Raw genomic sequence first — 19742 nt, 5'->3', positions numbered from 1 at the left:
AGTTCGGCCGCGTGAACAATCGCACCGGTCAGGCGAAGCTTGCGCACCGGCGCTCATCGTGGATGCTCGCTGATGGCGATATTGCGGAATTCGATGTGATGCATCTCGGCTTCGAGGCCGAAATAGCCTTCGTCGAGTTCACAGGTAAAAAGGCTGTTGTGCACCTGGTTGGTCCACAACTTCGCCTCGCGGCCGACTACCGCGATGTCATAGGTGTTCCACTCGCCCGCAGGATTAATGAGGTTGGGTATGTCGGGATCGAAGGGATCAAAGGGCACGTATTGGTTCTCTCCTGCCGGGCGCAGCCCATAGACGGCCGTTTTATTGCCTTCGACGAATTTTTTGGTGAAAAAGAACCCCGCTGTTCGACGATCAAAACCGGTCTCGATTTGGGTGAAGATATTGCGTGCGGGGTCGTTGCGCACGAAGACGCCGCTATTGTAGAGCGCAGGGCGCTCCAGCTTGACGAACCGCCACTCCACATGCGCTCGAAAGTCACGCATGGGTCGGTCAAATCGCAGCCAGCTGTGGGGGCCATTTCCTAGGCACGTGAGGATTCCAGTACTCTCGTCGACCGACCATTGCGAGGGCGGATCTAGTTGCGTTGTCCTAAGCTTCGCGAGATCGACGCCCCGTCGCTCCAAATCGGCAAACCAGGCGGGCGGATAGGTGAACGTGTATGGCAGTTCGCTCCAGCCTGGAAAACCGGCTGAGGGGGTGATCCGCTCGAAGCTGGTCAGGTCGTCGAAGACGGTCATGGTGTTGCACCGGCTCGGCTGACGAGCTGCAACGGAAATCCCCATGGATCACGCACGAAGGCCAAACGATCGCCGCTGGGCAAGGTGCGCAGGGTCCCCTCCTGCCGGCCGCCCCCTTTAACTAGCGCTCTTAGCAGGTTCTCTACCTCGTCAACAGCGAAGGCCAGGTGGAAGGTCGCGGGCGGAAAGGAAAAACCATCAAGTGCCGGGGCTGCCGCATCTTCGTAGAGTTCGAGCAACATCCCGGATTTGTCGGAGAGAAAGCAGCCCGTCTCGCCGCGTTTGACGATCTGCATGCCCAAATGTGCGACATACCAGTCGGCCATTTCGAATGGCGCGGTAACATTGAAGGCGAGGTGCTCGATCCTCATCGATAAGCCTCGGTAATCGTCCCCGGCTGCTCGAGCGAGACCGCCGTGCCCGGAACGGCCCAGGGCAGGTCCATTTCGCTGAATAAGCGTTCTTGCTCAAATGCCTGACGTATAACTCCGTCGATACCGTTGATCACTGTGTTGAACGATTCACCGGCAGGCGTGCGTGAGATTAGATCTTTCGGGAATGGGTGAACCGTGGCGGACAAGTGCGCACCTGCAACGCACAGCGTATGCACTGCGGCAATATCGAGGCCACAGACGAACTGGTCGTGACCAGCCGTTCGCTCCAGAACCGCGTCCATCAGAGCATCACGTAGAGGCGGGCCCTTGAGGCATTCGAAAACCTCGGCACCGTGCCCGCGCCGTTGCAGCCGAACGTTTGCGAGAGTCCAATGGATCGTCCCCTTTCTGCCTCGGATGACGAACTCGGGATCGACGCTTTCGTGAGAACAATGAGTGGCAAAGAAGTGGATCGGAACGCCGGTCGAGGTGATGATCCGAAGGGCAACCGTATCGGTGGTCTCGATGTCACGAGCACGCATGAGGTTGGCTTCGGTACTCTTCAGGTTTGCGGACTCGCCCAATTCGGTCCCGGCGAGGAAGCACATGAGATTGACCTGATGCGCCATCGCATTGTTGAAGGGTGAATCGAGCACCCATGCTTCACCGAGCTTGAGCGTACCCACCCAGTCACGCGCGTAGTAGGCATCAGACCGCGGCCACATGCCCATGCAACTCATGGACTGGATATCGCCAATGGCCCCATCGAGCAGTGCTTGCTTGATGTATAACGTCACCGGATCGTAGAGCGCCTGAAAGCCGACCGCGACGAACCGCCCAGCAGCGGTTTCCGCCGCGCGCATGGCGTCGATCTCGCCGAGGGTCGCCGCCGCCGGTTTCTCGACGAGCACGTTTGCACCTGCCTCCAAAGCGGCAATCGTGAGCGCTGCGTGCGTATGGATCGACGTCGGAATGGTGCAAAGGTCGAGTTTGCCTGCCCGCTCGTGCAGCATCGCCCGCCAATCCGTATAGAGCGTGCAGTCGATGTCCCGCAGGGCTGCGCAGGCAGACGCGTGCCGTTCTGGGTTGCGTACGACCGCGGCCGATAAGCGAACACGGCCTTTCTCCGCCTGTCGCTTCAAATCGGCAACGTGAATGGCACCGAACCCGCCAATTCCGATAACAGCTGCTTCAATCATTGCTTTTCGCGATCAGTTCGTCGAGCAACTCGTCATACCGCTTGCGATCGAGCGGTAGCTCCACTGGTCGGTTCTCGTGGCTCGAGAGGATCATGGCGTTGGCGAGTTCAAGTGACTGGCGCCCCTGCTCTCCGGAAGCCAACAGAGGGGCGTCATTCACTATGGCGTCGTGGAAGTTGCGATAGACATCGAGGTGATGGCCGTCGCCTGGCTGAAGTTGCATTTCGCCGAGTTCGGCCGTGATGATGGGGATGGCTTCGGCGCTCGTCTTGGCGGTTAGGGCAAAGTCCTCCTTCAAGCTCCTGAAGATCAATTCTTTGCCCGAAACAACGGCTGAGCCTTTAGTGCCGACCACCTCCAGCGTCTCCATGCGGCCGGCCTCGGCTGTGGAGATATGGAGCGATCCCAGTGCACCGCTCTCCCACTCGCAAATCGCATGCACGGTGTCTTCCGGTTCAATGTCGTGCATGAGGTTGCGCGTCCAGGAGAAGACACGCTTCGGCAGCCCGAACATGAAGCACCATAGATCCAGGTTGTGCGGCGCCTGGTTCATCAGCACGCCGCCGCCTTCACCGCGCCACGTGCCGCGCCATGCCCCGCTTTTGTAGTAGAACGTGGTCCTTGGCCACGCCGCGACCATATGGATTGTCTGAACCTGGCCCAGTTGCCCTTCCTTGATCAGGCGCGAGAGCGTCAGTATCTCGCCACGAGCCCGATGCTGGAAATTGACCGCAAGCTTGCGTCCGTTGCGCTTTGCCGCTTCGATCATCGCATCGGCCTCCGAAGTGCGGACAGCAATCGGCTTTTCCACCAGCACATGCACCCCGGCATCCAGGAGCTGAATGGCAAGCTTTGCATGGAACGGGTGCGGTGCCAGGATCACCGCCGCATCGGGTCGGGTCTCGGATATCAGCAAGTTGAGATCGTCATAGAACGGAACTCGGAGCTCCCCGGCCCGGAGCCGTCCGTTCTCGGTGACATCCATGCCGCCGACGAGCTCGAACGAACCGAGTTCAAGCGCCATCTTGTGCTGGGAGAGGATGCCGGCCCCGATGCCGACGATGACGTAACGAAGGGTCTTCATATATCCAACCTGTTGAGCTGGCGGATTGCGGCGGTGGAGCGATGCAGCGCAGTAATCAAATCAAAGGGTGTTTGCGTTTTTCGAGGGGGAACGGCACGCGACAGCCACTTAGGTGCGACCAATAGATACCGTGCACCATTTCCATGGCCCAACGCCCATCTCGGGCGCTGACTAGCGGTTCGCGATCCTCTTCGACGGCTCGAATGAGATCGGCGATCGCGAGGCGATTGCCGCGCGTGGGCGGATGGCCGGTCGCCAGCGGCGGGCTGCCGGGAACAACCGGCTCCGGTGGAACGTCGATCGGCTCCCAACCCTCAGCCTCTTCGGGCACCATATTGGCTTGGGTGATCCGCATCTTTGAGGGGGATTCCATGTCCATGAAAAAGCGAATGGCGATGCTCGCTTTGGTGCCGACCAGGACGAAACCCCATCGATCTCCACGATGGTGTTGGTTGGCAGCGCTGACGAAGTGACCAATAACCCCCTTCTCAAAGCCGTACATAGCGTGGACGGCATCGCCGGCGACCGGGCCGCTTCTCTCGGTCGGCTGGAAGGCATCCGCCTTGGTGATCTCCCGCCCATCTTTGGTGACGCGCCCGAACACCCACTGGGGGTCGCCCGCGAACCAACGCATCAGGTCCATCATATGGACGCCGAGTACCAGGGTATCTTCACCGCCACCGCGGTGGTCCTCTTTGCCGCGGGCGTGCATGGTTACGAGATCCCCGATCTCACCGACTTCCAGCAGTTTCTTAGCGGTCAGGAAGGGCTCGACGTAACGGCTCTGCTTGGCCACGGCTACCCGCACACCGGCTTTTTCACTGGCCTCCACGATCTCGTCGCATTCAGCGACATCCACTGCGAGCGGCTTGTCGCTGTAAACATGTACGCCTGCGGCAATGGCGGCAAGGATCATGTCCTTGTGCTCGGCTGACTCACGCGGGCAGACGCTGACGATATCGAGTTGCGCCTTTTCCAGCATCTCCCGGTAATCGGCATACCCGGCCTCTGCTCCGCTCTCCTCGATCGCTTTCTCGCGCCCCGCTTCGTCGGGATCCGCGATGGCGACCATTTCGACGTTCGGGATATGCTGGAACGGGAGGTGCAGTAGGTGACCATAGTCGCCAAATCCGGTGTGACCGATTGCGCCGGCTCGATAGATCCGTGAAGCGTTCACGAGGAACTCCTAGAACAAGAGGGTGGACAGTGAGCGCCCAAGGCGCTCACTGTCCGGGAGGAACAACCGCGTCACACCCTTTGGAGCGTAGCGCTGACTTCGCTGACGAGCTGTTCGCCCGCCGCTTCCGGCGTGGTCACGCCAAAACCCACTTCCTCGCTGATGCGCAAGAGGATTGTCTCCGCCTCGCCCGCCCCTTGCGGCGGCAGCGGCGGTAGATCGGCGAGGACCGTATCGTCGAGATTGGCTATGAAATCGAGCATCTCGCGCTGCTGATCGTCCAGGGTCGGGGCGATATTCTCCTGCACTGCGGGAGAAAGCGGCACTCCCCGCTCCAGCCCCATGATCTTGGTGGCTTCTGGATCGGTTAGCAGGAACGTGAGGTAGTCGAGGCTTTCCTCGACGACCTGCGTTTCGGCCGCAAGACTGAACAGCATGGCTGGCTTGAGGTAGTGGCCCGGCTGTGGGTTGGTATCGGGTACTGGGTAAGTCGCCAACGTCAATCGCTCCGGATTGAGCGACTGATAACCGATGAGATTGCTCGAGAACGCAAAGTTCAGCGCAGCATAGCCGGTGTTCACGAGACCGGTTTCGAATGTGTCAAGATCAAGCGCAACGACATCTGGCGGTGGGCAGCCGCCCCGCTCGCGTAGATCCTGCCAGAATTGGAACCACTCCGTTGCGTCTTCGGCGGTGAATCCGAGTTGTCCCTCGGTGGTGTAGAGGGACTTTCCTCGCTGAAGCAGCCAGACCTCAAGCACCGGTTCTTTGCCGCTGCCGTCACTCGAACCATAATAGTGGGGCCTTTCGGTCGTTTCCGTCAGGGCAACGGCGTTGTCGGAGAACTCCGTCCAAGTCATCGCCGCGGAAGGCGGCTCCAGTTCCACCTCCTCATAGGCGCCCCTGTTCACGACCATCGCAGCCGTGTTCACCCCGCAGGGGACGGCGTAGAGAGTGCCGTTCATCCGCCCGCCATCAAGACCTGGTCCGAAGTCAGCAACACCCAGAGCACCCCCGACATATTGGTCCAGAGGAAGCAATACTCCGCGGCCGCCATATTCGGCCAGATACCGATAGTCCATGTTGATCACGTCGGGCGGATTGCCACCCGCGACCTGCGTTGCAAGGCGCGGCCAATAGTCGTTGAAGGCTGCCGTTTCGCCCAAGATCGCAATGTTCGGATAATGCTGCTCGTAGAGAGTGTTGATCGCCGTTTGAAGCTCATTGCGTCGCGCTGATCCCCACCAGAACATGCGGACCGTCGCTTCCTGCGCAAGAGTAGCCCGGACGCCCATGCCAGCGGCGGCGATCGTTGCCGCGCTGCCGAGCAGAAATGTGCGTCTGTTGGTATTGATTGTCATCTTCTCCTCCCATCCGCGCCGGCAGAAGGTGAGCCAGGCCTCCTCATGGTCACCAGCCCAAACGCAGGTTCAGGCTAGACCCCACAGCGATAGCCGTCTAATGAGTTTCTCCTAGGTTGTTATTACCTGAGGTTATCGATGTTCCACTCCCGCTATCACAACGCCATGGCTCGACTGCGCTTCAGACAACTTCAGTTGATCTCTGTGCTCGGCAGGACCCACAATCTCAATGCGGCGGCGCGGCAGATGGTGATGACGCAGCCGGCCGCCACAAAAATGCTTCAAGAGGTTGAGGACATCGTCGGCTCCAGGCTCTTTGAGCGCTTTCCCCGAGGAATGCGGCCGACCGAGGTAGGCCAGTTGGCCGTCACCTACGCGCATCGCGCCATCGACGAGGCCGTCAAGTTTCTCGATGACTCCCGCGTGATGCGCGAGGGGGGTCACGGCGTCGTGCGCGTTGGAGCGATAACGTCGGTGGTTCACCGGCTCCTTCCGACGGCGATAGCCGACATGAAAAAACTCCGGCCCTTGGTCACCATCCGACTAATGACCGGAACGAGCGATCAGCTGGTGATTGCGCTGCTGCAGCAACGGCTCGACATCGTCATCGGGCGGCGCTCGGAAACAACGTCGTCGGCTACTACGTTCGCGGCCCTCGGCAATGAGGAAATTTGGCTGTTCGCCGCCGCCGATCACCCGTTGGCGCAGATCGAGCCGACCACTGCAGACCTGTTGGAGGAGTCCTGGGTCCTCCAGCCGATCACTAGTCCCCTGCGGCTGCTCATGGAAGAATTCTTCACTTCCAAGGGAGGAGCCCCGAGGAGTTTGGTGGAAACGACGTCGGTACATGCGACAATGCAGCTGGTGCTGGAGGCTGGTATGATCTCGAGTCTTCCTTCTGTCCTCCTTAGATCCGAGATCAAGATGGGGCGGATCAGGCGCCTGCCGATAACCGTTCCCGCAGGTCTGGACGATTATGGCATCATCACCCGCGCCGACGAAGAGAGGCCGCCGATAGACCAGGAGTTTGTAGAAACGCTGATGCGCGTTAATGCGGTGCCCGCTTAGGCACCCGCAACCGTCCCGTTTCCAAAACCGGCCAACTATTCGAGCGGGTGAGAGCGATCTGCCAAAGGTAAGGCCACTCGGCGCTGGCTGAGGTGTGACTGATAAATGCCAAGCGCCATCTCAAGCGTCCATCGTCCATCCCGTGCACTGGACTTGGGCTCGCGACGCTCTTCGGCCGCCTTCATCAGGTCAAAAACCGCCTGCCTGTTGCCTCTCAGTGGCGGATAACCGGTGTTGGCAGGAACGGCACCCGGAACTTCGGGCTCAAGTGGGACCTCAAGAATTTCGAACGGACCAGCCTCCTCCGGGACCGATCGTTTCCGACTGATGCTGAGTTTCGAAGGCGACGAAAGGTCGTTGAACATGCGCAACGAAACCGCCCCTCGGGTACCTTCGAGAGTCAGACCCCAGCGCTCTCCCCAATCATGCTGGTTACGAACTGAGGTGAGGTGACCTATGACGCCGCCCTCGAACCCGAAGGCAGCGTCGGTCCTGTCTCCGGCAACAAGACCGTTGCAGTCCACTGGTACATAGGCGTCCGCCTTCGTCACCGCCCTACCCTCTACGCTGACATAGGCCGATACCCATTGCGGGTCGCCGGCAAACATCCGCATCAGGTCGAGGATGTGGACCCCGCAGCAGATTACATCCTCGCCACCACCCCGGTGATCTTCCTTCACGCGACCTCGCATGGTCACCAGAGAACCGATCTCACCCGCAAGCAGCATTTGATGGGCCGTCAGGAAGGGCTCCAGATACCGACTTTGATGCGCAACGGCGAGCTTTACCCCGGCCGCATCGCAAGCGTGAACAATCCGGTCCGCGGATGCCAAATCAACGGTAAACGGCTTATCCACGAACACATGACAACCAGTGGCGACAGCAGCGAGCACCATCTCTTCATGGCGGCTTGCTTGCCGCGAGCAGACGCTGACGATGTCCAGCCGCTCCGTGGCGAGCATCTCGCGATAATCAGAATAGGATCGAAGGGCGCCTGTGATGTCCATGCCGTGCGCTCTCGCGGATGGGTCGTGATCGGCAACGGCAGTCATCTCGAATTGTTCGAGGTCCTTGTAGGGCAAATGAAGGCCGTGGCTCGCGTCGAAACCTAGGTACCGGCCTGCGTTATCAACGTGCCCGGTGTCACCAATAGCTCCTGCACGATATCGTCTCACGACATGCCCTCCGCTTTTGTGAGAAGAGCTAGGTCGTACGGCCCGGTACGTCCAATTCACATTGGGAACCGCAACATAACGTCAGATTATGGAACTCTGGGCTCTCGCGGACGCGCTCCCCAAACGACTTGGTCAGGCATCCGCGGGGCGCTGGAGCTACTACGAGCGAGCGTCTTGGTTGGATGCGACGATCCGAATAAGTCAGCCGAGGACGAAGTTCACCTGCGCCTCATCGTGCTTGTGCTAGCCGCCAGTATGAAGGATTCCGACTACGGCCGCCTTCTGCAAGGGGTCCTCGATCGATCCACTGACGGAAGTGGGGCCGGAAGCCTGCCGTCCGCTACTGGGGGAGGAAGCAACAAAAAAGCGGACAAACGACTACCGGGTGCCAGAGGCCAAAAGTGGCCCTAACCAATCGTTCGACGCGTGCAAGACTCGCGGCCACTTACGGTTACGTCAAGTACCCTTGATCTCGCTCTCTAGGTGGCCAACATTTCGCGAAACCTGCGTTCCCACTGTGCTCCGGCGGCCCGGAGGCTCTCGAGGAGGTCGGCCTCGAGCTCCGGTAGGACGCGGCGGTTCGAGTGGATCGCAAAGCATTCGATCTGAATGGTGGGGGTAAAAGGCCGCATGACAAGATGCTCGGGCAGGCCAGAGCTGAGGAAGAATGGATCAAGCAGCGCAAGGCCGAGACCGCTGGCGCAGAAGTGCGCGGCCAGACCGGAATCCGCGATCTGAATGCTGATCCGACGGGCAATGCCGGCCGCGTCGAAGGCGTCGATGACTTGCTGGCTGAGCGGCGATAGGCGGCCCATCGAAATCAGGGGCTCCTCGGCGAGATCGCCTGGACCGAGCTCGGAACATGCGGCAAGCGGATGGTCGCAGTGCATCAGGCATACCACGTGGGCGCTGCATAGGCTGATTGCGGTGAGCGCATCATGCTGTGCAATGCCATGTACAAGGCCCAGATCCGACTCTTCTCGGATGACCTCCTGCTCGACGCCAGGACGATGATTGAGCCTGACGGCAATTGGCGTTTGTGGATGCCGTCGGCGCAGATCGACAAGCGCAGGAGTCAGCATGGTCTCGGCCAGAACCGACATGGACGAGATGTGTATAGGGCGGCCGAGGCCGGCACCGAGGGCCAAGGTCAACGCCTGAACGCGGTCGACGCTCGCGAACACCTTTTCGAATTCGCGGCTCAGTGTCGTCAGGTCGGGCGTGGGGATTAGCTTTGAGCCGCGGCGCTCGAAAAACTGCAGGCCGGTACGGTCCTCGGCCTGCTTGACCATACGGCTGATTGCCGGCTGGGAGACGTTTATCATCTGCGCCGCCTTTGCCATCGTGCCGTACGTAAGGATGGCGCGGATCATCTCCATCTCACGCAAACTGATGCGACTGGAGTAGCGAGACATCGTAGCAATAACCTCAGGTCATCGAGTCCTTACTATTGATGATTAGACGACATCCCTATCCCTGCCTATGAGTCATAGTTGGGAAGGCGGAGGACCTTCCTAAGGCGCGGACGGGTCGAAAGCGACCGCCGCGCCGCATCCAGGGAGGGGATACCTTGAGACGCTTCGCGCGACGACTTGCCTATTCGCACGTGGTCCTTGCCGGACTGCTGAGTTCTGTCCTGATTGCACCTTCCGTGCTGGCCCAGACGGCCATCGCCCAGGCCCCCATGCTCGACGCCATGGAAGAGTTGCCCCCGGTCGCCGATCGCGTCGGCAGCGAACCGATGGTCATTGTGCCGGTAGACGGCGTCCGCACCTACGGCGGCAATCTGCGTCAGGTCTACCAGGGCGCGGGCGACGAGTCGTGGCTCCAGACCTTCTACCACTACGAGCCGCTGATGCGCTGGAACAACGAGATGAGCGAGGTGCTCCCGAACATAGCCGAAGGATACGAGGTCAACGCCGATGCCACGGAGTACATCTTCGATCTGCGCGAGGGCATGAAGTGGTCGGACGGCGAGCCATTCACCGCCGCCGACATCGTGTTCTGGGCCGAGCATGTGCAGTTCAACGACAATATCGACCCCCTGTTCCGGTTGGGCTTTCTCACGGCCGAAGATGAGTTGAAGGTCGAGGCGATCGACGACTATACCGTGAAGTTCACCTTTGGCCGCTCCAAGTCGATGCTGCCGCTCCAGCTCGCCACCAACAGCGGCATCTGGCTCGCGACATACCCGCGCCACTACATGGAACAGTTCCACCCGGACTTCAACGCGAACGCCGAAGAAGAGGCGCTCGCCGCCGGCTTCACGAACTGGGAAGAGCGGTTCATGGAGCGACACAACATCTACAATAATCTCGAAAAGCCGGTGATCACACCCTGGGTGTACACGCGGCGCGCAGACGATACCGAGATCATCACCATGGAGCGCAACCCCTACTACTGGAAGATCGATGATCAGGGAAACCAGCTGCCGTACCTCGACGGTTCGACAATTGAAGTCGTCAAGGACTTCGAAGTCATGCTGCTCAAGGTGCTAAACGGTGAGGTGGACTACAACGCCCGCTACGTCAACACGCCGGCCAACCGCGCCGTGATGTTCGACAACGAAGCGAAGGCGGGTCTCAAGTTCTTCGAGATCGTCAATGGGGCGGCGGCATCTCCGGTGCAGATCCACCTCAACCAGACGGCGCGAGACCCGGTGCTGAAGGCCCTGTTCTCGAACCGTGACGTGCGCATCGCGCTGAGCGTCGCTATCGATCGGCAGGAGATCATCGATATCGTTTATGCGGGCCAGGGAACGCCGCACCAGATCTCGCCGCGTCCCGAAGAAAAGCAGTTCTACGACGAGGAGATGGGCACGCAGTTCACTCAGTACGACCCCGAGATGGCGAACCAGCTGCTCGACGCGGCGGGCTACGATAAGCGGGACGCCAATGGGTGGCGCCTATCCCCGGACGGCCAGCCGATCAACTTCGTGATCACCACGCGTGCCGACCGCCAGCCCTATGTCGACATGCTGCCCTTCCTCGAGGAGGACTGGCGCGCCATCGGCTTCAACGTACAGTCCCGCTCGCTGGAGAAGGCCGCCAAGGATACGCTGCGCAACGCCAACGAGCACCATGTCCTAGTGGATGACGGCGACGGCGCCTCGATGAACACGTACGTCTTCCCCCGTGCCTACGTGCCGCTCAACGCCGACTCCGCGTGGATGACGGGATGGGTGCACTGGGCTGTCGGCGGCGCCGACCCGCAGGAGCCGCCGCAGTGGATGAAGGACGTGATCGCGCTTCACGAGCAGATGCAGGTTGAGCCCGACCTCGAAAAGCAGGCGGACCTCTACCGGCAGATCCTCGCCATCCACAAGGAGCAGTTCAACATCCTTGGCCTTGGCCTGCCGGTGAACGGCATCGGCGTGCATCGCCTGCAAAACGTGCCTTCGGTGGCCTATGCCAGTTCGGCGCCCCTGTTCCCAGGCCCGACGCAGGTGGAGCAGTACGCGGCCGGCGCTCAGTAGCCACCCCCAAGGTACCGGGAGTGTGCCACGGCGCACTCCCGCCATGCGACCCTGCCGCCGCTCTACCAGAAGCCATTCAGGACCTACCGATGACTGCCTCCGGACTGAAGATCACTGCCATAGACGTCAAGGAGTATAAGTGGAAGCGGGATGTTCCCATCAGCAACGGGCTCCACACCTACACCAATCATGAGATCAGCTTCGTCGAAGTGCAGACGAACGCGGGCATCACGGGGTACGGCATCGGCCGCCCTCGCCCCGCCGAGCGTGCCTTTCGCGAACAGTTCACCAAGAAGCTGATTGGTCGCGATCCTCTGATGACGGAGGCGATCTGGAAAGAGCTCTGGTCGCCCAAGCTCTATGGGCGGCGCGGCATGGAAACGCGTGCCCTCTCCTCGATCGACACCGCACTGTGGGACATCAGGGGTAAGGTAGCGGGCCTGCCGCTCTACAAGCTCGTCGGTGGCTACCGCACCGATATCCCGATCTACACCGCCGGGGGGTACTACGCGCCGGACAAGGGCCTCAAGGAGCTCGCAGAGGAAATGGTGGGCTATGTCGAAATGGGTGCCCGCGCTGTTAAGATGAAGGTCGGAGCCGTCTCGATCACTGAAGATGTCGAGCGCGTGCGCGCCGTTCGCAATGCCGTCGGTCCAGACATCAAAGTGATGATCGACGCCAATTGCGCCTATCGCGCCTATGATGCGATCTCGCTCGCCCGCCGCCTGGAGGACCAGGACATCTTTTGGTTCGAGGAGCCGGTACAGCCCGACGATTACGAGGGATTCCGCCGCCTGTTCGAGGCGACCGGCGTCACCATTGCGACCGGCGAGAACGAGTATACCAAGCATGGTTTCCGCGATCTGATCGCGACCGGGGCAATCTCCATCCTGCAACCGGACGCCCGATACACCGGCGGCGTTACCGAGTTCCTCAAGATCGCCGCGATGGCCGATGCCAACGGGCTGGACATCTGCCCCCATGGCGAACAACTCGCGCACCTGAACCTGCTCGCAGCAATTCCCAACGCCCGGATGCTGGAATACTACCCCAAACCCGCCGGCACACCGGATTTCTTCCTCCATACCGCTCCCGTGAATGCCGACGGTACCGTGACCTGCCCCGACGTTCCGGGCATGGCGCTCGATCCCGATCCCGACTTCCTCAAGACGGCGGAACGCCTCGCTTGACGAGTCACGCCACCAGCAAGGAGGCAGGAGCATGATCCACTTCATTGCCAAGCGGCTGGTCGCCATGGTGGTGATGATGTTCCTCATCTCCGTCGCGGCGTTCGTGATCATCCAGCTGCCGCCGGGGGACTTCCTCACCACGCTCGTCGCCAGCATGCAGCAGGGCAGCGACGTCAGCCAGGAGCAGATCGCGTTTCTTACGCGGCGCTTCGGGCTGGATCAGCCTCTCTATATTCAATATTGGCGCTGGATCAGCGGCATCCTCCTGGAAGGCGACTTCGGCTACTCGTTCCAGTGGAAGCGCCCGGTGGCGGAACTGATCTGGGACCAGCTCGGGTTCACCATGCTGCTGTCGCTCGCGACGCTGCTCTTTGCCTGGGCAATTTCGTTCCCGATCGGCGTCTATTCGGCCGTCAAGCAGTACTCGATCGGCGACTACATCGTCACGTTTATCGGCTTCATTGGGCTTGCGATCCCCAATTTCCTCCTCGCGCTCGTGCTGATGTACATCGGTTTTCGCTACTTCGGTCAGTCGGTGGGCGGCCTGTTCTCCCCGGAATATCGGACCGCGCCGTGGTCGTGGGCAAAGGTCTGGGACCTCATCAGTCACCTCTGGATCCCGATGATCGTGATCGGCGCGGCGCGCACGGCAGAGCTGATCCGCATCATGCGCGCCAACCTGCTCGACGAGCTCAACAAGCCATACGTCACTACGGCCCGCGCCAAAGGCCTCTCGGAGGTGCGGCTGATCCTCAAGTACCCCATCCGGATCGCACTCAACCCCTTCGTTTCGACCGTCGGATGGGTGCTGCCGAGCCTCGTCTCCGGCGCGGTGATCGTCTCGGTGGTCCTCAACCTGCCGACGGTGGGGCCGCTGCTGCTCACCTCGCTGCAGAGCCAGGACATGTACCTCGCTGGTGGTTTCATCCTGCTGCTCTCGGTTCTGACGCTGGTGGGCACGATCGTCTCGGACATCCTGCTTGCCATCCTCGATCCGCGTATTCGGCTGGAGTAAGGCCATGACAACCGAGCTTCCCAGCGCCGTGCCCGAAACGCATCCCCGCACCAAGGGCGACACGCTCCCGACCGTCGCGGCCCGCAACTCCGTTGCCGACGATATCGCGGAGTCGGATGCCGGCACCGTGGTCGACGTGGCCAGCCAGTGGCAGCTCATGCGCTGGAAATTTTCGCGGCACAAAGCCGCCGTGGTCAGCCTCTGGATCGTCGCCTTCATTTATTTCGTCGGCGCCTTCGCTGAGATCATCGCGCCGCAGGACCCAAACCGCACTTCGGGCCGGCACCAGTACGCACCGCCCATGGCGATCCACTTCTTTGCCGAGGACGGATCGGGCTTCGCGCCACACGTCCATGACTACAGTTTCGAAACCGACCCCCGCACTTACCGCAAGACCTTCGTTGAAGACCCCGAGAAGGTGATCCCGATCGCCCTCTTCGTCCAAGGCGACACCTATCACTTCTGGGGGCTCTTCGAGTGGAACATCCATTTGATCGGTCCGGTCGAGCCGCGCCAGCCGTTCTACCTGCTTGGCACTGATCGTCTCGGGCGTGACAATATTTCCCGCATCGTCCATGGCACACGTGTGTCGATGTCGATCGGCTTGGTGGGCGTAGCGGTCAGCCTTGTAATCGGCCTCATTCTAGGGGGTCTCTCGGGTTATTACGGCGGCCGGGTCGACCACGCGATCCAGCGCACCATCGAGTTCCTGCGCTCGATGCCCACCATCCCCCTATGGATGGGCCTGGCCGCGGCGATCCCCCTGACCTGGGACCCGCTTGCGGTCTACTTCATGATCACCGTGCTGCTGTCGCTCATCGGCTGGACCTCCCTCGCCCGCGAGACGCGCGGAAAGGTGATGTCGCTCAAGAACGAGGACTTTGTCACCGCTGCCCGCCTCGACGGAGTCAGCGAGTTCCGCATCATCACCCGACAGCTGCTGCCGGCGTTCATGAGCCACATCATCGCAGTGACGACGCTGGCTATCCCCGAAATGATCCTCGCCGAGACGGCACTGTCCTTCCTCGGCATCGGCCTCAGGGCGCCTGTCGTCAGCTGGGGCGTGCTGCTGCAGGAGGCGCAGAACGTCAATACGGTAGCCACCGCTCCGTGGCTGATCCTGCCGGGGGTCGCCGTCGTGATCGCCGTGCTTGCCCTCAACTTCCTCGGCGACGGCCTTCGCGACGCGGCCGATCCCTACTCGCACAATTAGGGGGCCGCCATGTCCGACATTCTCCTCGAGATCAGGAACCTCTCGACCTACTTCGAGACCCGGTCGGGCGTGGTCAAGGCCGTCGACGGGCTCGACCTCACGCTCCGCCGCAACCACACCATGTGCGTCGTCGGCGAAAGTGGCTCGGGCAAGTCGATGACCGCTTCGTCGATCCTCCAGATCCTCAAGAGACCTGGCCGGATCGTGTCGGGCGAGATGATCTATCACTTCAGGGATGGCCGCACGGTCGACATCGCCAGGCTCGACCCCAACAGCAAGCAGATGCGGGCGATCCGGGGCAAGTATATCTCGATGATCTTCCAGGAGCCGATGACCTCGATGTCGCCGGTTCACACCATCGGCAGCCAGATCAGCGAGATGATGCTCGTCCACGAAGACGTGTCGAAGGCCGAGGCCAAGGCGCGCACCATCGAGCTTCTGACCCGGGTGCGCATCCCAGACGCAGCGGCACGTTTCTCATCATACCCGTTCCAGCTTTCGGGCGGCATGCGGCAACGCGCGATGATCGCCATGGCGCTGGCCTGCCGGCCCGACCTCGTGATCGCCGACGAGCCAACCACCGCGCTCGACGTCACCACGCAGGCCAACGTGCTCAACCTGATGCGCGAGATCCAGCGCGAGTCAGGCATCTCGATCATGCTGATCACGCACGATCTGGGCGTGGTCGCCGAAGTCGCCGACGACGTCACCGTTATGTATCTCGGTCGGACCATGGAACAGGCCAACGTGTTCGATCTGTTCAATGCGCCAAAGCACCCGTATACGCGCGCGCTGCTCGGTTCGGTGCCCCGTCTCGACCTGCAGCGCGGCGAGCGCCTGACGCAGATCCGCGGCATGGTACCCAATCCGTTTGCGCGCCCGACCGGCTGCCCCTTCGTCACGCGCTGCCCGGAGCGTCGCTTCGGCCTTTGCGACAGGCAGGAGCCCGACCTCTACCGGCTCGACGGCAGCACCTCCCGATGCTTCCAGCACGATCCGGTCCATGCCGCCGCCTGGGCGCAGAACGACGAGGTCCTGGCATGACCGACGTGATGCAGCCTCCCGCAACCGCCAAGACCGCCGAGTCCTGCCTGGAGGTGCGCAACCTCAAGATGCACTTTGGCCAGAGCGGCGGCTTCTTCAGGCAAAAGACCGGAGTGGTGAAGGCGGTCGACGGCGTCGACCTGACGGTCGCGGATGGCGAGACGGTTGGCCTGGTGGGGGAGTCCGGCTGCGGCAAGTCCACACTGGGCCGAGCCATCCTCAGGGTCTACGAACCCACCTCGGGCGAAATTCGCTACCGCCGGCGCGGCGCGGGCGACTGGATCGACCTGGCCCGCGCGTCACCCAAGACGATGACGGACCTGCGGAATGACATTCGGATGATCTTTCAGGATCCGTTCACCTCGCTCAACGCGCGGCAGACCGTGCTGGAGGCGATTGGACAACCACTCTTTGCCCGCGGTGTGGCAAGATCCGAAGTACGCGATCGCGTGGCGATGATCATGGGTAAGGTGGGACTCCGCCCGGAATTCATGCCGCGCTACCCGCACGCCTTCTCGGGCGGTGAACGCCAGCGCATCGTTATCGCCCGCGCCCTGGTGGTCGAGCCGCACCTGGTCGTCGCCGACGAGGCGGTGTCCGCGCTGGACGTGTCGGTGCGCGCCCAAACCCTCAACCTTCTGCAGGACCTGCAGGACGACTTCAATCTGACCTATCTCTTCATCAGCCACGACCTGTCGGTGGTCAAGCATGTCTCGGACCATGTGGCGGTGATGTATGTCGGACGGATCGTCGAGTTTGCGCCAAGCGCCGAGATCTTCGCTCGGCCGCTGCACCCGTATACCGCTTCGCTGATTGCCGCCATTCCGGTGTCTTCACCAAACCTCCGTGGTCGCCCCCGAGCCGAGTTGACGGGGGAGATACCCGATCCGTCGAAGCCGCCGCCGGGGTGCCAGTTCCATCCGCGATGCGCGTTCGCCACGGAAGCCTGTCGCAAGGACGTACCGCCGCTCCGACCGATGGCCGGCGGCCGGCAGGTGGCCTGCCATCATGCCGAAGAGCTCGAGCTCGCGGGGATTCCGGCATGAGGGGCGATCACCGAGGCAGCCCGCTGGTGGGCCGCCCGACAAAGAGACAACGACAATCCCATTTCCTGAAAGGGCGCCACCATGTCGGACATGCTGACTCATTGGGCGATTTGTGACGACAGTCTGAGACTGATGAAGGCGGACGCGCGCGTCGAATCCGCGTTTACCGAGGCCTGCGAACATCAGCCGCAGGTGGTGCGCCTGGGCGCCTGCACGCGCGGCGGCGGCAAGTGGATGCATCCTCTACTCGCAGAATCGATCAAGCGCTGGGACGATGCCGAGGCGCACCCAGAGATCGACAAGAAACTCGCCTGGGCCGTCGGCGGCATCACCCACCAGGCATGCGATACCGTCGCCAAACCCTATCTCTCCATGCATGCCGGATCGGAGTGGAACCTTACGCATGACGTGCTCATGGAGTCACCGAAGGCGCGGGGTCGCGAGCACGAGGTCAACGCGCTCGAGGTGATGACCTGCTCGGCCTATTGCGATGTCCACGTCTTCCGCAAAGTCTACCTGTCAGGTGAGGAGACGCCCTTCACGCGGCTTTTCCTCGCCGACCTCGGTGACGCCGGCAAAGCGTTCGAGAGCTTCATCGGTACCATGTTCCAGCGCGCTCTCCTCGCGGCACATACCTTCAAACCACCGCAGCCGCACACCGACCAGGCTTTCCTCGCGTGGTTCGACCACCTGATGGAATACGTGCAGCCGCTCTACCTCGATACCTCGATCTGGGTGAAGGCGTTCAACAATCCCGATCCGGCGCTGATGGAGCGCTATGCCATCGAGACAAAGTTCTACCTCGACAGCGACCCCGTGATCGAGGTCGCGCGGGCCCTGCATCAGGGCAAGAGCGTGTCGCAGTCGACCATTGAAGGGGCGACGGCCGACGGCATCAACCAATCCATGTACGGGCAGGGACTGGAGCTCAGCATGCGCTATCTCCACAACGCCACCGACCTCTGGCACGGTCGGGCCGATAAGCTGGTGGCGCCTCTCGCCTACCAACCAATCTGGTTCGAAAAATCCTTGACCCAGGCCTGAATACGGCAAAGCCGCCAACTCCCTGTGCTGACCGGCGGAGGCTTCGTCGCGGGTCAGCGGGTCTTCTGCCTGTCGTGTGGCGATTTGACATAGCGCAAAGGGATTCAAGGCGGTGGCTTCCTCGTTGCCGATGCGTTCGATTTTCAAGACTTCCGGTCTCCGTGCCTGAGCTCGTCGATGTGGGTGAGCAAGATGTCGGCAAGGGTGGGCCAGCCCGCTTCGGCGGCTGCCTTGTCGTATATCTCGATGAACGCTCCACAGGTGTGGTTCTCATTTCATCGAAGAGGTCAATCGTTAGGGTCGGGGCCTCGCCGATGATCCTTGCGAAGTCCTCTTGCCGCATGCCGGCGGCCTCGATCGCGAATACAGTGCCGCGAAGGAGGCCGTTTTTGACATCCATCATCGCTTTCTCCTGACGACCCATCCCTCTGGCGTCCGGTCGATGCCTTCTAGCCGAACCAGGCCGTCCTCATGGACCGGGTACCAAATCTCGTCGCGGGTCCAGATCGCAAAGGACTGCCGATCGTAGGCCTCGTGTTGCTCTTTTGTGAGGTCGCCGCCCCAAGGCAAATCTTCCTCTGTCCGAAAGTTCATCTTCTCGAGCCAGCCCTTCAGCTCGCTTGGGCTGACGACGCGGACGTCCCCTCCGACGCGCACGGCCGCGACCTCAATCTCACCGATGGACCGCGAGTACTGGCTCACAAGCTCCCAGCCCGTTTTCATAGCTCGACTACCTTCTCGGGCTCGAAGGACCAGTTCTCGAGCCGCTCGAACGGTGAGCGATCACTATCAATCCGCTTGACCACAGCGTACCCCCTGGGATTGCAGACGATCCTTGTCGCCTCGACGTCGTAGCCTCTCGAGTGATGCACGTGGCCATATATTCACACCGCAGGTTCCGTCATCTTGATGAGGTGACTAAGATCACTCGCGAACGACCCATCCGAGGGATCTATCATCACATGCGACCGAAGCGATGTCGGGTGTGGTGCGTGATGCGTGACGACAATAGTAGGCGGCTGGGCCTCACGCTCCGTCAGCAAGTCTGCTAGTAGCCTCAAGTGCCTGCGGTGCAAATCCAGGAGGTCTCGCGTGCCGATCCTGCGCAGCCCGAGATCAATGGATTGCAGATCAGGCATCGACAACCTAGCCCACGCACGAGCGGCATCGACGTCCCCTGCGATCGCGTAATCTGTCCAAAGCGTGCAGCCTATAATCCTGACCCCCGCAATCTCGATGCTGGGGCGGCCGGGATACAAGAGTTCGATGCCGGCCTGGCGATAGAGACCTGTGTAGTCGTCGACGAGGTCCCATCCATAGAAATCGTGGTTTCCCGCGACATAGATGACCGGCAGGCCGATGGGCACGACATGGTGCCGCAGCCACCTCGCGGACAGGTGGTGCCCGTCGGCGATGTCACCCGCGATGATGATGCAGTCGATGTCGGGCGGGGTCGGGGGCACTTCGTAGTCGGCCGCGTCGACGTGGAGATCGGACATGACCACGCTCTCACGACTCG

General features: G+C 61.3%; 18 protein-coding genes. 8 read left to right on the top strand and 10 right to left on the bottom strand.

The genetic code is table 11. The annotated features are described in order from the left end of the window. Positions 1-53: 53 nt before the first annotated feature. The 6 genes from QQK18_RS17125 to QQK18_RS17100 form a co-directional block, all read right to left on the bottom strand. The gene (locus QQK18_RS17125) at positions 54-758 is read right to left on the bottom strand and encodes a 3-keto-disaccharide hydrolase (RefSeq protein WP_284341579.1); all 705 of its coding nucleotides are present in this window, start codon (positions 756-758) and stop codon (positions 54-56) included. Continuing rightward, on the bottom strand, positions 755-1129 hold the full coding sequence (locus QQK18_RS17120; protein ID WP_284341578.1) for a VOC family protein: 375 nt from the start codon (positions 1127-1129) through the stop codon (positions 755-757). Before QQK18_RS17120 ends, QQK18_RS17125 begins: the two co-directional genes overlap by 4 nt. Then, a complete protein-coding gene (locus QQK18_RS17115) occupies positions 1126-2331 on the bottom strand; it encodes a Gfo/Idh/MocA family protein (protein WP_284341577.1) in 1206 nt (401 codons plus the stop codon). Before QQK18_RS17115 ends, QQK18_RS17120 begins: the two co-directional genes overlap by 4 nt. Further along, a complete protein-coding gene (locus QQK18_RS17110) occupies positions 2324-3415 on the bottom strand; it encodes a Gfo/Idh/MocA family protein (RefSeq protein WP_284341576.1) in 1092 nt (363 codons plus the stop codon). The genes QQK18_RS17115 and QQK18_RS17110 overlap by 8 nt, the downstream gene beginning before the upstream one ends. Before the next feature lie 55 nt (positions 3416-3470). Beyond that, the gene (locus QQK18_RS17105; protein WP_284341575.1) at positions 3471-4592 is read right to left on the bottom strand and encodes a Gfo/Idh/MocA family protein; all 1122 of its coding nucleotides are present in this window, start codon (positions 4590-4592) and stop codon (positions 3471-3473) included. A gap of 71 nt (positions 4593-4663) precedes the next feature. Further along, complete coding sequence (locus tag QQK18_RS17100; protein ID WP_284341574.1) at positions 4664-5953, bottom strand: ABC transporter substrate-binding protein; 1290 nt, start codon at positions 5951-5953, stop codon at positions 4664-4666. Positions 5954-6091: 138 nt separating this feature from the next. Between QQK18_RS17100 and QQK18_RS17095 the strand changes: the two genes are divergently transcribed. Further along, positions 6092-7021, top strand: coding sequence for a LysR family transcriptional regulator (locus QQK18_RS17095; protein ID WP_284341573.1), 930 nt, complete (start codon positions 6092-6094; stop codon positions 7019-7021). 35 nt (positions 7022-7056) lie between these two features. Here QQK18_RS17095 and QQK18_RS17090 read toward each other — a convergent pair whose 3' ends face one another. Together QQK18_RS17090 and QQK18_RS17085 are read right to left on the bottom strand one after the other, a co-directional pair. Further along, the gene (locus tag QQK18_RS17090) at positions 7057-8196 is read right to left on the bottom strand and encodes a Gfo/Idh/MocA family protein (RefSeq protein ID WP_284341572.1); all 1140 of its coding nucleotides are present in this window, start codon (positions 8194-8196) and stop codon (positions 7057-7059) included. Positions 8197-8675: 479 nt separating this feature from the next. Then, positions 8676-9575, bottom strand: coding sequence for a LysR family transcriptional regulator (locus tag QQK18_RS17085; RefSeq protein ID WP_284341599.1), 900 nt, complete (start codon positions 9573-9575; stop codon positions 8676-8678). Between the two features lie 191 nt (positions 9576-9766). Here QQK18_RS17085 and QQK18_RS17080 point away from each other — a divergent pair, with 191 nt between their 5' ends. The 7 genes from QQK18_RS17080 (at position 9767) to QQK18_RS17050 (ending at position 18223) form a co-directional block, all read left to right on the top strand. After that, positions 9767-11671 (top strand): ABC transporter substrate-binding protein, encoded by a 1905-nt coding sequence (locus QQK18_RS17080; protein ID WP_284341571.1) that lies wholly within the window; start codon positions 9767-9769, stop codon positions 11669-11671. An 89-nt stretch (positions 11672-11760) separates the two neighbouring features. Continuing rightward, positions 11761-12861 carry a mandelate racemase/muconate lactonizing enzyme family protein gene (locus QQK18_RS17075; protein ID WP_284341570.1) on the top strand — a complete coding sequence of 367 codons (1101 nt, stop codon included), beginning with the start codon at positions 11761-11763 and terminating at the stop codon, positions 12859-12861. Between the two features lie 31 nt (positions 12862-12892). Beyond that, the gene (locus QQK18_RS17070) at positions 12893-13876 is read left to right on the top strand and encodes an ABC transporter permease (RefSeq protein WP_284341569.1); all 984 of its coding nucleotides are present in this window, start codon (positions 12893-12895) and stop codon (positions 13874-13876) included. 4 nt (positions 13877-13880) lie between these two features. Beyond that, a complete protein-coding gene (locus QQK18_RS17065) occupies positions 13881-15089 on the top strand; it encodes an ABC transporter permease (protein WP_284341568.1) in 1209 nt (402 codons plus the stop codon). A 9-nt stretch (positions 15090-15098) separates the two neighbouring features. Continuing rightward, entirely contained in the window at positions 15099-16133 is a 1035-nt protein-coding gene (locus tag QQK18_RS17060) for an ABC transporter ATP-binding protein (RefSeq protein ID WP_284341567.1), read from the top strand. Further along, positions 16130-17179 carry an ABC transporter ATP-binding protein gene (locus QQK18_RS17055; protein ID WP_284341566.1) on the top strand — a complete coding sequence of 350 codons (1050 nt, stop codon included), beginning with the start codon at positions 16130-16132 and terminating at the stop codon, positions 17177-17179. The genes QQK18_RS17060 and QQK18_RS17055 overlap by 4 nt, the downstream gene beginning before the upstream one ends. An 81-nt stretch (positions 17180-17260) precedes the next feature. After that, positions 17261-18223, top strand: a complete 963-nt coding sequence (locus QQK18_RS17050; protein WP_284341565.1) for a hypothetical protein — start codon at positions 17261-17263, stop codon at positions 18221-18223. A gap of 399 nt (positions 18224-18622) precedes the next feature. On the opposite strand, the gene QQK18_RS17045 is transcribed toward QQK18_RS17050, so the two are convergent. Both QQK18_RS17045 and QQK18_RS17040 read right to left on the bottom strand, forming a co-directional pair. Continuing rightward, on the bottom strand, positions 18623-18946 hold the full coding sequence (locus QQK18_RS17045; protein WP_284341564.1) for a hypothetical protein: 324 nt from the start codon (positions 18944-18946) through the stop codon (positions 18623-18625). Positions 18947-19107: 161 nt separating this feature from the next. Next, positions 19108-19722 (bottom strand): metallophosphoesterase, encoded by a 615-nt coding sequence (locus tag QQK18_RS17040; RefSeq protein WP_284341598.1) that lies wholly within the window; start codon positions 19720-19722, stop codon positions 19108-19110. Positions 19723-19742: the final 20 nt, after the last annotated feature.

The organism is Devosia nitrariae (assembly GCF_030160115.1).
Lineage (GTDB): Bacteria > Pseudomonadota > Alphaproteobacteria > Rhizobiales > Devosiaceae > Devosia > Devosia nitrariae.
Note: the sequence above shows the minus strand (reverse complement) of the source record. Positions and strands in the feature narration are given on the sequence as shown.